The sequence below is a fragment of the Streptomyces sp. DSM 42067 genome, assembly GCF_055792885.1.
The window spans coordinates 6812796-6827173 of sequence record NZ_CM147706.1 but is presented as its reverse complement, the minus strand read 5'-3'; the positions used below and the strand labels follow the sequence as shown (position 1 = coordinate 6827173).

The window sequence follows — 14378 nt, the reverse complement described above, 5'->3', positions numbered from 1 at the left end:
GAATCGCCCCATTTCGATCAGCGGTCTCAATTGCTCGTTGCCGCAAGGCACTGTGCCGGGAAGAATTGGACTCGCTCCCGCATGGCCCTCTTCGCCGTGAAAGGGCTTTCCGCGGTGCGCTCCCCCAAGCCCGATCCCCACCCCGCCCCCGCGTGGGCGCGTAGCCGAAGGGAGGACCGTGACCTTCGGATTCGCTCCGTCCACTCCCGCTGCGGCGTCTGCTGCGAGGGCCGTCGACTCCGCCAGCCGACTTGCCCGGATGCTCGAGCCCGCCGAATGGGCATCTGCAGGCATACCGCTGTTGCGCAATCCACGTGAGGTCGTCAACGGCCTGCACGTCCGGCACCGGCCGACGCCCGCGACCGCCGTGGTGGCCGTACTGGACCCGGACGAGCGGCTCACGGCGAGCGCCTCCTTCAACCGGCGCTCATCCGCGACGGACGGCTGGGTGTTCCGCAATGCGCTGCTCTCACAGCTGCGCCGCGTCATCCCGCATGATCTTCGCCGACGCACGCCCGTCCGCACCGCCGTGCTGCTCTACTGCCGCGAGGGCGATGCCCGTTGGACGGAGGAGGACGGGGCCTGGATGTGGGGGCTGCGCGACGCGTGCACGCTGCACGGGCTGCGGTGCGGCGCATACATCACATTGACGCATGACGGCTGGCAGGTGTTGGGCGAGGGTCGCGGCGGCCGCCGGCCCAACGCCACCTCGGCACCGACGGCGTTCGCCGAGGAACCGCCTATACCGCGCATGGGCGGCGCGGCGTCCGATGTGCTCCGCCGGGCGGCAGCACGCTGAAGCAGCACCGCAGTGAGGCCACTGTGACAGCCGCCACGTACTGACCCGCAGGCAGCATCGTCGTCATCACCCGGGCCGTACTGGACCCGGAAGCAGCGGAGGGTGGCGACGGCCGCGGGGAATCGCCAATTCCCCACCGGCCACTGCCGCGAGTCGAGTCGCCCACTCTCCACGCCATCACGGTGCGAGTCCGTGAGTTGGACGCGGCTACGGCTGCTCAACGCCGAAGCCGGACGGAAACCGCGGAACTCGGTCGCCGACAACGGCGTCATCACGGTCACCGACAGCCGCCTCTGGCTCTCGCATCTCGACCCGCGCGGCCCACAGTGAGCGACAACGATCCGGCGGTGAGTGAGCAGCGCCGCCGGTTCGGGTGCCACCGTGCAAAGACGTCCCTCGGGGGCATCCCTCGGGGACACTCCGCGCAAAGACACCCTCGTGGGCATCGCACATGGGCGTCCCGCATGAGCATCCCGGCCGCGGCTCCAGCCGGACGGCTCGGCGGGTCAGACCCCGGCGCCCAGCACCGCGTTGATGCGCTGCGGGTCACCGCAGACAACGAGCAGGGCGCCGGCCCGGCCATGCGCCAGCGGCAGTACAGCGGCCGCGGCCTCGTCGGAGCCTCCGTTGACGGCGACGACGACCACCGGGCGGGACGCGACGCGGCCGACGGCCGAGGCCTCGGCGTAGAAGACGTCGTCACCCGCGTCGTGCTGGGCCCAGTACGCGGGCTCGCCGAAGGACAGCTCATGGACCGCCCACGGGTGCGGCTCACCCGTGGTGATCACCAGGATGTCCCCGGGCGGACGCCCCGACTCGAGCAGCAGGTCGACGGCTTCCTCCGCAGCGTCCAGCGCGCCCTCGGCCGAGGCCGGGATCAACTGGATCTGCGGCGTCGCGGACGTCGTGGAAGGCGCAGGAGTGGAAGGGGAAGACGGCGATGACGCCGGGGCGGACGGCCCCGGCTTGGCAGCCGACGACTCGCGCGACGTGCGTTGCGCGGGCGGCATCGGCCGGACAGGGCCCGGGCGACCGGGGCGCGGCGCAGCCGCGGGGCGCGGGCCGGGTACGGGGCGAGGGGTCGGCGCGGTACGGCTGCTTGCCGAAGAGGCGCGGGGACCCTGGGCACTCTCGTGAATCTGAGGCTCCTCGGGAATGAGAGGCATGGGCTGATGTTTATCAAACGCCGTTGCGGCTCGCGTCGGCGGGTGGCACATGAGTGCGAAGGGAATCGTCAGAAATCGAAACCGAGCTGCCCCTCGATCTCCGGAACGCTTCCTTCCGCCCAGGTACGCGCCTTCTTGAGGTGCCGCCACCGGGGCAACGCATCAAGATACGCCCACGAAAGCCGGTGGTAGGGGGTGGGGCCCCATTCCTCCAGCGCGGCCCGGTGCACCGGGGACGGATAGCCGACGTTGGCCGCAAAATCGAAGTGTGCATGGTCGATGCCCAGTTCGGCCATCATTTTGTCGCGCTGAACTTTGGCGATCACGGATGCGGCGGAGACGGCCACGCAGGACTGGTCGCCCTTGATCACCGTACGGACCCTCCAAGGAGCGCCCAGGTAGTCGTGCTTCCCGTCGAGAATGACCGCGTCGGGCCGGACCGGCAGCGCCTCGAGGGCGCGTCCTGCCGCCAGCCGCAGCGCTGCTGTCATCCCCAGGTCGTCGATCTCCTCCGGGGAGGCGTGACCGAGGGCGTGGGCCGTGACCCAGGAGACCAACTCCGTGGCGAGCTGGGTGCGTCGCTTGGGAGTGAGCAGCTTGGAGTCGGTCAGCCCTTCGGGTGGGCGACGCAGTCCGGTGATCGCCGCGCAGACAGTCACCGGGCCGGCCCACGCACCGCGCCCGACTTCGTCGACACCGGCGATGATCTTCGCTCCGGTGGTGGCTCTCAGGGAGCGCTCGACACGGTGGGTGGGTGGTTCGTAGGGCATGGCGCACAAAGCGTACGCCGCCCGGAGCCCCGCGCAACACCCGGGTCAGGGAAAGGCAGCGGCCCCCGCACACGTGACACGCCGGCGACGGCCCCCGCGCTCCCTGCACACAGGCCGCATGCACGCAACCGCCGCGACGCGTCACCGCAGTCCGCTCGCCATGACACCGGCAGTCCGCGCCCCGCATCACCCGCCGTCCGGGCGACGCGTCACCCGCCGTCCGGACGCAGCAGCGGCATCATCACCCGGTCGATCATCTCCTCGATGTCACGCTCGCCCCATTCACTTCCGCACATCTTGGAGCGGTACATCATCATCGCCGGGATGACATCGCACACATAGTCGTCGACCGCTCCGGGACGGACCTCTCCCCTCTCAACCCCACGGCGCACCACCTCCTTGATGAGGCCGACCGTCGGCTCGACAACGCCTTCCAGGATCACGCCATGAAACCGCTCGGCGGCAGCCCCATCGCATTCGTGAATGATCGAGCGAAGAGCAAACCCAGGTGGTGAGTACATCGCCTCACGCACCTCACGGCACAGCTCCAGCAGATCCTCACGGACACTTCCGCGGTCCGGCGGGGCATCCAAGGTCGACAGTCCTGCCTGGAGTGCGTCCGCGACCAGATCCTCCTTGGACGGCCAGCGGCGATAGACGGCCGCCTTGCCGGTCTGCGCGGCCGCGGCGACCCCCTCCATCGTGAGCCCGTTCCAGCCGACCGTGCCGAGCTGATCCAGGGCGGCCTCGAGAATCGCCCGTTCCAGCACGGGCCCACGCCGACGTAGGGAGGTCGCCGGGGAGGCCGTCTGAGCGGGAGCGGCCGTCCAGCGCGAAGTAACCATGTGCATCTCTCCGATGTGCGGGTGCAGCAGCCTACGCAAGCAGGCGCCGGGGCAGCATCTTCAGTGAACGGTTGCGTTCACTGCGGGGGACTCACTACCGTTGGCGCGACAGTGAACGCGAGCGTTCACTAACGTTCTTGTGGGGGATCCATGACTACCTCTCAGTTAATCCAGGACCCGAAGCCGGGGGCGGCTCGCCGGGAGGGGCGCCCCGGCATAGCCCTGACCGTCATCGCCGCCTGCCAACTCATGGTGGTACTCGACGCGACGATTGTGAACATCGCGCTCCCGCACATCCAGGATGCGCTCAAGTTCTCGACAACCGATCTCACCTGGGTCGTCAGCGCGTACACCCTGACCTTCGGCGGCCTGCTGCTGCTCGGCGGCCGTGCGGGCGACATCCTCGGCCGGCGCCGGGTCTTCCTGACCGGCATCCTCGTCTTCACCCTCGCCTCCCTGCTCGGCGGACTGGCCCAGGAACCCTGGCAGCTGCTGGCAGCGCGCGCCCTGCAAGGCGTGGGTGGCGCCATCGCCTCGCCCACATCGCTGGCCCTGATCACCACTACGTTCCCCGAGGGGCCCGAGCGGAATCGGGCCTTCGGCGTCTTCGCGGCGGTGTCCGCGGGCGGCGGCGCCATCGGCCTGCTGGCGGGCGGCATGCTCACCGAGTGGCTCGACTGGCGCTGGGTGCTCTTCGTCAACGTGCCCATCGGTGTGCTGATAGCCGTGCTGACCCCGATGTACATCAACGAGTCCGAGCGCCATCCGGGACGGTTCGACATCGCGGGCGCGCTGACGTCGACAGTCGGCATGGCCTCCCTCGTGTACGGGTTCATCCGGGCCGCCGAGGAGGGCTGGAGCGACAGCCTCACGCTGGGGTCGTTCGGAGTGGCGGTGGTGCTGCTCCTGGCCTTCGGACTCATAGAGAGCCGTGCCAGGGAACCGATCACTCCGCTCAAGATGTTCGCGGACCGCAATCGTTCCGGCACGTATGTGATCATGCTGAGCCTGGCAGCGGCGATGTTCGGCATGTTCTTCTTCATCGTGCTCTTCGTGCAGAACGTGCTGGGGTACACGCCGATCGAGGCGGGCCTCGCCTTCCTGCCGGTGACGGTCGCGATCGTCACGGGCGCGGGTCTGTCGCAGCGCCTGCTGCCGGTGCTCGGCCCCAAGCCGTTCATGCTGGGCGGCTCGACGCTTGTCGTGCTCGGGCTCGGCTGGCAGACGTTCATCAGCCCCGACAGCTCGTATATCAGCGGAGTGCTCGGCCCGATGCTGCTGTTCGGCTTCGGTATGGGGCTGAACTTCGTCACGCTCACCCTCACCGCGGTCTCGGGCGTCGCCCAGCACGAGGCGGGTGCGGCATCGGGTCTGCTCAACGCGACCCAGCAGGTGGGCGGTTCGCTGGGCCTGTCCATCCTGACCACGGTGTTCGGTACGGCGAGCCGGGACGAGGCGAAGCCCCAGCTCCAGGACTTCATGGCGAACGGCTCGGCGGAACAGAAGGCGGCGTTCGCCAAGTCCGGTCAGCTGCCCCCGCCGTGGAGCCACGAGGTGCTCGCCCACGGCATCTCGACCGCCTTCATCCCGGCCGTGGCGATGGCCGTACTGGCCCTGGTCACGGCGGCGTTGGTGATCCGGGTGCGCAAGAGCGACCTGGAAGCGCTGGCCGGCACAGCCGGGACAGCAGGGCCCTCGGGAGGCTGACAGAGTCAGCCCCCCTCGAACGAGAGACGCAGCCCTCACTCGGACGAGAGACGCGTTGAGGTGAGACGTGGGTGCCGGGCCGTACACAACGGCGCAACCGGCCCGGCACCAGCGGACGACTCCGCGCACCAGCGGACTCCTCCGCGCACCAGCGGACTCTCCCGCGGAACAGCGGACTCCCCAGTGGCTCCAGCGCATTCCTCAGCGGTACATGAGGTCCTGCCGAATCTGGTTGCACGTCTCCCAGTTGTCGGTCAACGGCCGATCGTCGAGTATCCGCCGGGCTCGGGCCTGGCTCCAGCTCGTCGCATACCAGGGTCCGTCGTCGTCCCGGAGGTCCTCGGCGATGCTCTGTAGCACGCAGGAGCGCAGCGGTTCCTCGAGCTGGTCGAGGGCCGGTACGGCGTCGGCGGACAGCCCTCGCGCGTACTCGAGGTCGAACTTGCCGGTGTCCTCATAGCGCTGGACGTTGCGCTCCGCGATCAGGCCGTCGGGAGACAGCAGCCCGAAGGCGAGCACACCCGCCGCGGCGCTCGCAGCGACGACGCGCGGCAACCGGCGTGCGCCCCACACTCCGGCGGCCATGATCAGCAGGATGACGAGGCCGAGCCAGAGCTCCACGGCCACCACCGAGATCCTCAGCCGCGTCAGTCCATACGCCTCCACGTACATGTCCATGCGCCGCACCGCCGACGCCACGACAACGAGCGTGAGAACACAGAGAGTTCCCAGCACCCCCCGCACCAGGCCTCGATCGCCTGGTGTCCCACGAGGAGCCCAGCGCAGCGCGAACACGATGACGAGCAGCGTGAGGAGGGTGGCGATGAGCAACTGCCAGAACCCCTGGCGCGCATACGCCGCATACGTCAGGCCCGTCTTCTTCAGTACGGTGTCGTATCCGCCGAAGAGAACGGCGAGCTGGACGGCGTTGAAGGCCGCGAACAGCACGTTGAGCACGATCAGCGGCAGCGCCCACTCGACGCGGCCGCGGGCCCGGCCAGGGGCGACCTCGATCCGGTCCCACTGAAGCGGTGCGGCGGCCGTGTGGGCGGCCGCCAGCGCGCCGACCGCACCGACTGCGAGAAGCAGCAGGCGCCAGGGCCCGTCCGCGACCGATACGTCGGGCATCAGATCACCCAGCACGTCCGCGAAGGCGGCGTCGGCCGAGGCGAACAGGGCGCCGAAGACAAGCAGCAGACCAGCGGTCACCACGGCGACGCGTACCACAGAGCCGAGATTGCCCCGGGAGCCGCCGGTCCGGTCGCGCAGACCGCGCCAGCCCCAGGACACGCCCGTGAGGAGCGAGGTGAAGACGCCGAACGGGCCGAGCAGCACGCCGGGCCAGGTGCGCGAGCCGTGCAGCGCGAGCGAGCCCAGTGCCAGAGCGGAGACGACGGCCAGGAAGGACGGCCAGTCAGCGTCGCGCATGGCGGGCACGAGGAGCAGGGCGAGCCCGCCGACGGCCCAGGTCACCGTCCATGGGCGGGGCCGACGGCCTACGGCCTGGGCGGCGAAGAACGCGCCGAGAGCGGCCGGGATCGCGACGATGAGCAGGTTGAGCGCCACACCGTCGCCCAGCAGCAGCATGCTGAGGACACCGGTGGCGAGCACCGACCAGAGCGTGGCTACGCGGATACGCGCGGGAGGCTCGCCGCGCAGGTGCTCGAAAGAGGGGCCGCCGTCGGGGAGTGGGGCGCCCCAGTCCGAGTCGTAGTGCGTGGCGACGGCATCCTCGTGGTCCCCTTCGGCCCTGGGCTCCCCTGTAGTAGTGGCTCCAGGCGCCCCGCGGCCTCCAGGCGTCCCGCCGCCTCTGGGCTCCCCTCTGCCTGGAGGCACCCCTCCCTTTGCTTGCTCCGCTTCATCAGCCGGCTGCCCTTCACGCGTCGGCTCCGGCTTGGACGGTCTGTCGGACACGGGACCCCCTCCCGACCGGTCGCGAAGGCCCACGCGCGCGTGGCGGTGTCAGTCGGCGACCTGTGTCTCGTTCGGCGCACGCCCGACATGATCAACAGGCGGCGTGGCCGAAAGGCTAGCCCCGCACGTGACGGAAGGAGACCCGCCGGGCGTACTGTGGCATGACCGTGACAGTTGGCCCACCGGAAGGCAGCGGGCCGACGAACAAAACAGGTCGCTTCGCGGGCTCACCAGGCAACCATGCCCTCAGGCCGCCCCGCCCGTCCCCCAGGCCGGCAAGGCCTCCGTCCGGTTCAGCCATTCCGCCGGTGGCGCTCCCGCCTTGCACCCGGCTATCACGCCGCCCACGATGGCGCAGGTCGTGTCCACGTCGCCGCCCGCCTGGGCGGTGTTCCAGAACGCGTTCTCGTAGTCGCCGAGGCCCCGCGCCGCCGACCAGAGCGCGAACGGCACCGTGTCATGGGCCGTCGTACGGCGCCCGCAGCCGAGCACCGCGGCGACCGTCGCCGTGTCGCCGTAGTCGAGCATGTCCCGGGCCCGTCGAAGCCCGGCCCCGACGGCGCTGCGCGGCACCAGGGCGATGACGCCGTCGAGCAGCGAGTCGGGTGTGGGAGGGCCCGAGGGATCCGCCGCCAGCGCTGCCGCGGCGGCGACGGCCATGGCGCCCACGACGGCCTCACGGTGCTGATGCGTGGGGTAGGCCGAGATCTCCGCCTGGTGCGTGGCCTGCTCGGGGTCGTCCGCGTACCAGGCGCCGAGGGGCGCGATCCGCATCGCGGCGCCGTTGCCCCAGGAACCCTGACCTTTGAACAGCGCGGCGGACAGCTCGCGCCAGTCGCCGCCCTCGCGGATCTGGCGCAGCAACCGGTTCACCGCGGGCCCGTAGCCGCGATCGAAGTCGTGGTGCTCCGCGAACGACCGGGCCAGCGCGTCCTGGTCGATCCGGTGGTGCGCGGCCAGGACGGCCACGATGGAGCACGCCATCTCGGTGTCGTCCGTCCACTGCCAGGGGGCGGGAGGCAGCTCGCGGCGCTTGAGCAGCGGATAGTTCGCAGGCACGAAGAACTGCGAGCCCAGCGCGTCTCCAACGGCGAGTCCGCGCAGGCTGGCCAGAGCGCGGCCCAGGCGCCCGTCGGGAGAGGAGTCAGCGGTCATCTCGCTGCCACTTTATCCGGTGATCCCGTACGGCTCCGGTTCGCGCCAGCGATCGAACGACCGGTCCAGCGTGTACTTGCCGTTCTCCCCGAGAACGAGCATCCGCGTCTCGCCGTTCCCGGGATTCGACAGGCACTCGAACTCGGCCACCGTCCAGTGGAACCAGCGCATGCAGAACAGCCGCATGGTCAGGCCGTGGGTGACCAGCAGCACGTTCGGGGGATGGTCCGGCGCCTCGAAGCTGCGGAACAGGCTCTCCAGGAACGCCCCCACCCGGTCGTACACGTCGGCGCCCGACTCGCCCTGCGCGAAGCGGTAGAAGAAGTGGCCGTAGGCGTCGCGATAGGCCTTCTGCAGGCGTACGTCGTCGTGGTCCTGCCAGTTGCCCCAGTCCTGCTCGCGCAACCGCGGTTCCTCGCGGATCCGTACCAGTTCGGGATCCAGCCTGAAGGCACGGAGGGTCTCATGGGTCCGGCGGTACGGCGACACGTATACGCTGACACGCTCCCGGCCGAAGAGTTCCCGCAGCCCCTCGCCGGTCTCCTCCGCCTGGCGCCGTCCCGTCTCGGTGAGCGCGAGTGCGTGGTCCGGTTCGCGCTCGTACACGGTGTCGTCGGCATTGCCCACCGACTCCCCGTGCCGGACAAGGACGATGCGCCGTGGTCGTGCCATGTTCAAACCCTAGATCGATGTCCGGCGGTCGAGCACACGTACGGACCAACCGGCGGACGCGTTATCGCGCGCTGCCACAGGACGGCGCAGTGCACATCACACATCCGTATCGCCGATCCACATCACACGTTCCACGAGGGCTCCAGCTCCACGATGTCGCCGGCCAGGGCCGCCACATCCGCGTCCGTCTGGGCCCGCAGGGCAAGGCGTTCCACACGCTCGACGCGGTACTTGCCGTGTTCGGCGGCCGACTGCCACATCGACAGCACCAGGAACTCGTGGTCGGGCGCCTCACCGAACAGGCCCCGCACCATTCCCGGAGAGCCCGCCATGGCGGGGTTCCACACCTTCTCCTGCATCAGCGCGAAATGTTCGACGCGGTCCGCATGGACGCGGCAGTGAGCGACGCGCACCACGTCGGCATCCGTGAAACGGGGTTCGAAGCCGGTCTTCACATCGAACCGGTGGTCGAAGAGCTTGACCTGGGCGTCCTTGAAGGTGCCCGACTGGGCGGCGGCGAGCCGGTCGTGCGAGCGTGCCATGAACGAGTCGTAGAAGGTCCGGCTCTCCCAGAAGGCGAAGACATGGGCCACCCCGGGCCTCAAGCGGCTCCAACCCCCGCCCTGCCCACGGAAACCCGGCTCCCCCGGAAGCCCCGCCCATTTCCGCTGCCCCCGTTCAAAACCGCGGCGGTCCACCACGGTGCAGCGAATCCACTTGACCAGCACCGCGCCATCGTAAGGCCAGGGAGCACGGCCCCGGTCGCTCTCGGTCGGAGGATCCCTCCAACGACCATGACATCTACGGCTGTTGACCACCGCATGCAGCACGCGGAGGAACCATACTGGACACCAGACGTAACAGACGGACAGGTACGGCCGCAGGCCGGATTCGGGAGGGCAGGTCTCTTGGCCAGTCTCAACAAGGGACTCAAGAAGGTCGAAATACGGCTTCGGTGGGACCCCAGCCCACTGGGCCGTCCGCCACACGACCTCGACATCATCGCCGCGACGTACACGGCGGAAGAACCGTACGGAAAGCCGTCGTACGTCGTGTACTTCGGCAGCCGGTCGCCCGACGGCACCATCACGCTCAGCCGGGACAGCCGGACCGGTCAGGGCTTCGGCTTCGACGAGGTGATGGTCCTGGAGCTCGAGCGGCTGGCAGCCGGGTACACGCGCGTGGTGGTCGGCGTGATCATCCAGCAGCGCAGCGGCGACCGGACTTTCCAGGACATCGCCAACCCGCGCGTGGTGATCGCAGAAGGCCATACGGAGCTGGCTGCGGACGACTTCGCACGGGTAGCAGAATCCACCGCGGCCACCGTCGCGGAGTTCGCCCGCGATGCCTCCGGGGAGTGGGAGCTCCGCGAGGCGCTGCGCGGCTTCGACGGGGATCCGGAGTCGTTCGCCGCCGTCATGGGCAGCCGTTCGTGATCTACGGGACGCCGTGAGGGGCGGCACGGCCGGTGGCCGTACCGCCCCTCACGGGCTCTGGGTCAATCAGCTGCAGCCGCTGGTCGACCCGCAGCCCTCGCAGATGTAGCAGGACCCGGCGCGCTGCATCTTGGTGCCGCAGGAGAAGCACAGCGGGGCGTCGGCCTGGATGCCCAGCTGCATCTCGACCAGCTCGGCGCTGGTGTGCGCCTGCTTCGGGGCGGGCTTGGCCGCCTCCTCCTTGGGCGCGGCGGCCACGGCCTTCAGCTCCTGCGCCCGCGGCGCGGACTGGGCCAGGCCCTCGACGTCCACCTCGGCGTCGTCGATGGACTGCTCGTACGAACCGGTCTCCAGGTGGCGCTGGCGCTCCTCGGCCGAGTGGATGCCGAGCGCCGAGCGCGTCTCGAAGGGCAGGAAGTCCAGCGCCAGGCGGCGGAAGATGTAGTCGACGATCGACTGCGCCATCCGCACGTCCGGGTCGTCCGTCATGCCGGCCGGCTCGAAGCGCATGTTGGTGAACTTCGAGACGTACGTCTCCAGCGGCACGCCGTACTGCAGACCGACCGAGACGGCGATGGAGAAGGCGTCCATCATGCCGGCGAGGGTGGAGCCCTGCTTGGACATCTTCAGGAAGACCTCGCCGAGACCGTCGTCCGGGTAGGAGTTGGCGGTCATGTAGCCCTCGGCGCCACCGACCGTGAAGGACGTGGTGATGCCGGGACGGCCCTTCGGCAGACGCTTGCGGACCGGGCGGTACTCGACCACCTTCTCGACCGCGGCCCGGATGGTCTCCTCGGCCTTCTCGGTGACCTCGGCCTTCTCCTTCTCCTTGGTCTTCGCGGAGAGCGGCTGGCCGACCTTGCAGTTGTCGCGGTAGATCGCGAGCGCCTTGACGCCCATCTTCCACGCCTCGAAGTAGACCTCTTCGACGTCCTCGACGGTGGCGCTCTCGGGGAGGTTGACCGTCTTGGAGAGGGCGCCGGAGATCCACGGCTGGATGGCGGCCATCATGCGGACGTGACCCATCGCGGAGATGGAGCGCTCGCCCATGGCGCAGTCGAAGACCTCGTAGTGCTCGGGCTTGAGGCCCGGGGCGTCGATCACATTGCCGTGCTCGGCGATGTGGGCGACGATCGCCTCGATCTGCTCCTCCTGGTAGCCCAGGCGGCGCAGGGCCTGCGGCACGGTGCCGTTGACGATCTGCATCGAGCCGCCGCCGACGAGCTTCTTGAACTTGACCAGCGCGAGGTCGGGCTCGAGACCGGTGGTGTCGCAGGACATCGCGAGACCGATGGTGCCGGTCGGGGCGATGACGGAGGCCTGCGAGTTGCGGAAGCCGTTCTTCTCACCGAGGCGGACGACGTCCTGCCAGGCCTCCGTGGCGGCGGCCCAGATCGGCGTGTCCAGGTCGTCCATGCGGACGGCCGTGGCGTTGGCGTCGGCGTGCTGCTTCATGACGCGCTGGTGCGGCTGCGCGTTGCGGGCGTAGCCGTCGTACGGGCCGACGACCGCGGCGAGCTCGGCGGAGCGCTTGTACGAGGTGCCGGTCATCAGGGAGGTGATGGCACCGGCGAGCGCGCGGCCGCCGTCCGAGTCGTACGCGTGGCCGGTCGCCATCAGCAGGGCGCCGAGGTTGGCGTAGCCGATGCCGAGCTGGCGGAAGGCGCGGGTGTTCTCGCCGATCTTCTGGGTGGGGAAGTCCGCGAAGCAGATGGAGATGTCCATCGCCGTGATGACGAGCTCGACGACCTTCGAGAAGCGCTCGACGTCGAAGGACTGGTTGCCCTTGCCGTCGTCCTTCAGGAACTTCATCAGGTTCAGCGAGGCGAGGTTGCAGGACGTGTTGTCCAGGTGCATGTACTCGCTGCACGGGTTCGAGCCGTTGATACGGCCGGACTCCGGGCACGTGTGCCAGTGGTTGATGGTGTCGTCGTACTGGATGCCCGGGTCGGCGCACGCCCACGCGGCCTCGGCCATCTTGCGGAACAGCGCCTTGGCGTCGACCTCCTCGATGACCTCACCGGTCATACGGGCACGCAGGCCGAACTTCTCGCCGTTCTCGACGGCCTTCATGAACTCGTCGTTCACACGGACCGAGTTGTTGGCGTTCTGGTACTGGACGGAGGTGATGTCCTCGCCGCCCAGGTCCATGTCGAAGCCCGCATCGCGCAGCGCGCGGATCTTCTCCTCTTCCTTCACCTTGGTCTCGATGAAGTCCTCGATGTCCGGGTGGTCGACGTCGAGGATGACCATCTTCGCCGCGCGGCGCGTGGCGCCACCGGACTTGATCGTTCCGGCGGAGGCGTCGGCGCCGCGCATGAAGGACACCGGGCCGGAGGCGTTGCCACCGGAGGACAGCAGCTCCTTGGAGGAGCGGATACGGGAGAGGTTCAGGCCGGCGCCGGAGCCGCCCTTGAAGATCATGCCCTCTTCCTTGTACCAGTCGAGGATCGACTCCATGGAGTCGTCGACGGACAGGATGAAGCACGCGGAGACCTGCTGCGGCTGCGGGGTTCCGACGTTGAACCAGACGGGGCTGTTGAAGCTGAAGATCTGGTGCAGGAGGGCGTACGCCAGCTCGTGCTCGAAGATCTCGGCGTCGGCGGGCGAGGCGAAGTACTTGTAGTCCTCACCGGCCTTCCGGTACGTCTTCACGATGCGGTCGATGAGCTGCTTGAGGCTCACCTCGCGCTGCGGGGTGCCGACGGCACCGCGGAAGTACTTGCTGGTGACGATGTTGACCGCGTTCACCGACCAGAAGTCGGGGAACTCGACGCCACGCTGCTCGAAGTTGACCGAGCCGTCGCGCCAGTTGGTCATGACGACGTCACGGCGCTCCCAGACCACCTCATCGTACGGATGCACGCCGGGGGTGGTGTGGATGCGCTCGATGCGCAGCCCCTTGCTCGCCTTGGCACCCTTCGCGCGGGAACCTCGTGCTGCCGGGCCACTCGCCGTCTCTGTCATGCCGCCTCCCTGTATCGGGCTAAAACGCCCTGAAGTGCCTCGTTCTTCCCGTGGCACGGTGTCTGTCTTGTATTGCGGGCGCCGCTCTTGCCGCCCACAACAGGTCTTTGATCGCCGCCGATCTCCGGCCCGCCGGTCCGCCCGGCCCGGGCCTGCCGGTCAGTCGGCGGCAGCGGCGGGCACGGGGACTTCGGCAGTCCCTCCGGACCCGCGGTCGGTTGCTTCACGTCCTGCGCCCGCGCACTGCGCGTCCGCGGCGGGCTGCTGTGCCGGGTTCTCCCTCAGCTCCGTGATGGCGGCCTCGAAGTCCTCGAGCGAGTCGAACGCCCGGTACACGGACGCGAAGCGCAGATAGGCGACAAGGTCGAGTTCCTGCAGCGGGCCGAGAATGGCCAGCCCCACGTCATGGGTGGTCAGCTCGGCGCTGCCGGTGGCGCGCACGGCCTCCTCGACCCGCTGGCCGAGTTGGGCGAGGGCATCCTCGGTGACAGGCCGTCCCTGGCACGCCTTGCGCACGCCGTTGATGACCTTGGTGCGGCTGAAGGGCTCCGTCACCCCGCTGCGCTTGATCACCATCAGCGAGCAGGTCTCCACGGTCGTGAACCGCCGGGAGCAGTCGGGGCACTGGCGGCGCCTGCGGATCGACGTGCCGTCGTCGGTCGTACGACTGTCGACGACTCGGCTGTCGGGGTGCCTGCAGAAGGGGCAGTGCATGACTTCCAACCCTCCTTCACAGCAGACTCAATAGCCCCAAAAGGCGTCACACGCCCCTCGAAGCAGCCCCAAGCATAGGCGATGCCGGAGGGCCCGTAGGACCAGGGACCACAACCTCTGGGCTACGACTGCAATCCAACCACTAGATCTGGGGTTTGGCCGCACTTTCGGCCCCATCGCGTGTCGCATCGCGAAGTGACAGGAGGTTCGCGCACGTATCGCTGCACGTCGGG

At 69.0% G+C, this 14378-nt stretch carries 13 protein-coding genes; 4 read left to right on the top strand and 9 right to left on the bottom strand.

The window, feature by feature from the left end:
* The first annotated feature begins 178 nt into the window (after positions 1-178).
* Positions 179-799, top strand: a complete 621-nt coding sequence (locus ACSMXV_RS30925; protein WP_473174430.1) for a hypothetical protein — start codon at positions 179-181, stop codon at positions 797-799.
* A 192-nt stretch (positions 800-991) separates the two neighbouring features.
* The gene (locus ACSMXV_RS30920; RefSeq protein WP_473174429.1) at positions 992-1129 is read left to right on the top strand and encodes a hypothetical protein; all 138 of its coding nucleotides are present in this window, start codon (positions 992-994) and stop codon (positions 1127-1129) included.
* Between the two features lie 176 nt (positions 1130-1305).
* Here ACSMXV_RS30920 and ACSMXV_RS30915 read toward each other — a convergent pair whose 3' ends face one another.
* The 3 genes from ACSMXV_RS30915 to ACSMXV_RS30905 form a co-directional block, all read right to left on the bottom strand.
* Positions 1306-1965 carry a hypothetical protein gene (locus ACSMXV_RS30915; RefSeq protein WP_473174428.1) on the bottom strand — a complete coding sequence of 220 codons (660 nt, stop codon included), beginning with the start codon at positions 1963-1965 and terminating at the stop codon, positions 1306-1308.
* A gap of 68 nt (positions 1966-2033) precedes the next feature.
* Complete coding sequence (locus ACSMXV_RS30910; protein ID WP_473174427.1) at positions 2034-2735, bottom strand: ribonuclease HII; 702 nt, start codon at positions 2733-2735, stop codon at positions 2034-2036.
* Between the two features lie 209 nt (positions 2736-2944).
* The gene (locus tag ACSMXV_RS30905) at positions 2945-3580 is read right to left on the bottom strand and encodes a TetR/AcrR family transcriptional regulator (protein ID WP_473174426.1); all 636 of its coding nucleotides are present in this window, start codon (positions 3578-3580) and stop codon (positions 2945-2947) included.
* Between the two features lie 150 nt (positions 3581-3730).
* Here ACSMXV_RS30905 and ACSMXV_RS30900 point away from each other — a divergent pair, with 150 nt between their 5' ends.
* Positions 3731-5287 (top strand): MFS transporter, encoded by a 1557-nt coding sequence (locus tag ACSMXV_RS30900; RefSeq protein ID WP_473174425.1) that lies wholly within the window; start codon positions 3731-3733, stop codon positions 5285-5287.
* Positions 5288-5488: 201 nt separating this feature from the next.
* On the opposite strand, the gene ACSMXV_RS30895 is transcribed toward ACSMXV_RS30900, so the two are convergent.
* The 4 genes from ACSMXV_RS30895 to ACSMXV_RS30880 form a co-directional block, all read right to left on the bottom strand.
* Entirely contained in the window at positions 5489-7201 is a 1713-nt protein-coding gene (locus ACSMXV_RS30895; protein ID WP_473174424.1) for a DUF4153 domain-containing protein, read from the bottom strand.
* Between the two features lie 246 nt (positions 7202-7447).
* Positions 7448-8356 (bottom strand): ADP-ribosylglycohydrolase family protein, encoded by a 909-nt coding sequence (locus ACSMXV_RS30890; protein ID WP_473174423.1) that lies wholly within the window; start codon positions 8354-8356, stop codon positions 7448-7450.
* Between the two features lie 12 nt (positions 8357-8368).
* Entirely contained in the window at positions 8369-9028 is a 660-nt protein-coding gene (locus ACSMXV_RS30885; RefSeq protein ID WP_473174422.1) for a histidine phosphatase family protein, read from the bottom strand.
* Positions 9029-9150: 122 nt separating this feature from the next.
* Positions 9151-9756, bottom strand: a complete 606-nt coding sequence (locus ACSMXV_RS30880; RefSeq protein WP_181661671.1) for a YdbC family protein — start codon at positions 9754-9756, stop codon at positions 9151-9153.
* A gap of 180 nt (positions 9757-9936) precedes the next feature.
* Between ACSMXV_RS30880 and ACSMXV_RS30875 the strand changes: the two genes are divergently transcribed.
* Positions 9937-10464: a TerD family protein gene (locus ACSMXV_RS30875; protein ID WP_473174421.1), complete on the top strand. Its 528-nt coding sequence runs from the start codon at positions 9937-9939 to the stop codon at positions 10462-10464.
* Positions 10465-10530: 66 nt separating this feature from the next.
* Here ACSMXV_RS30875 and ACSMXV_RS30870 read toward each other — a convergent pair whose 3' ends face one another.
* Both ACSMXV_RS30870 and nrdR read right to left on the bottom strand, forming a co-directional pair.
* On the bottom strand, positions 10531-13431 hold the full coding sequence (locus ACSMXV_RS30870; RefSeq protein ID WP_473174420.1) for a vitamin B12-dependent ribonucleotide reductase: 2901 nt from the start codon (positions 13429-13431) through the stop codon (positions 10531-10533).
* Positions 13432-13590: 159 nt separating this feature from the next.
* Positions 13591-14145 (bottom strand): transcriptional regulator NrdR, encoded by a 555-nt coding sequence (nrdR, locus tag ACSMXV_RS30865; protein ID WP_473174419.1) that lies wholly within the window; start codon positions 14143-14145, stop codon positions 13591-13593.
* Positions 14146-14378 lie beyond the last annotated feature (233 nt).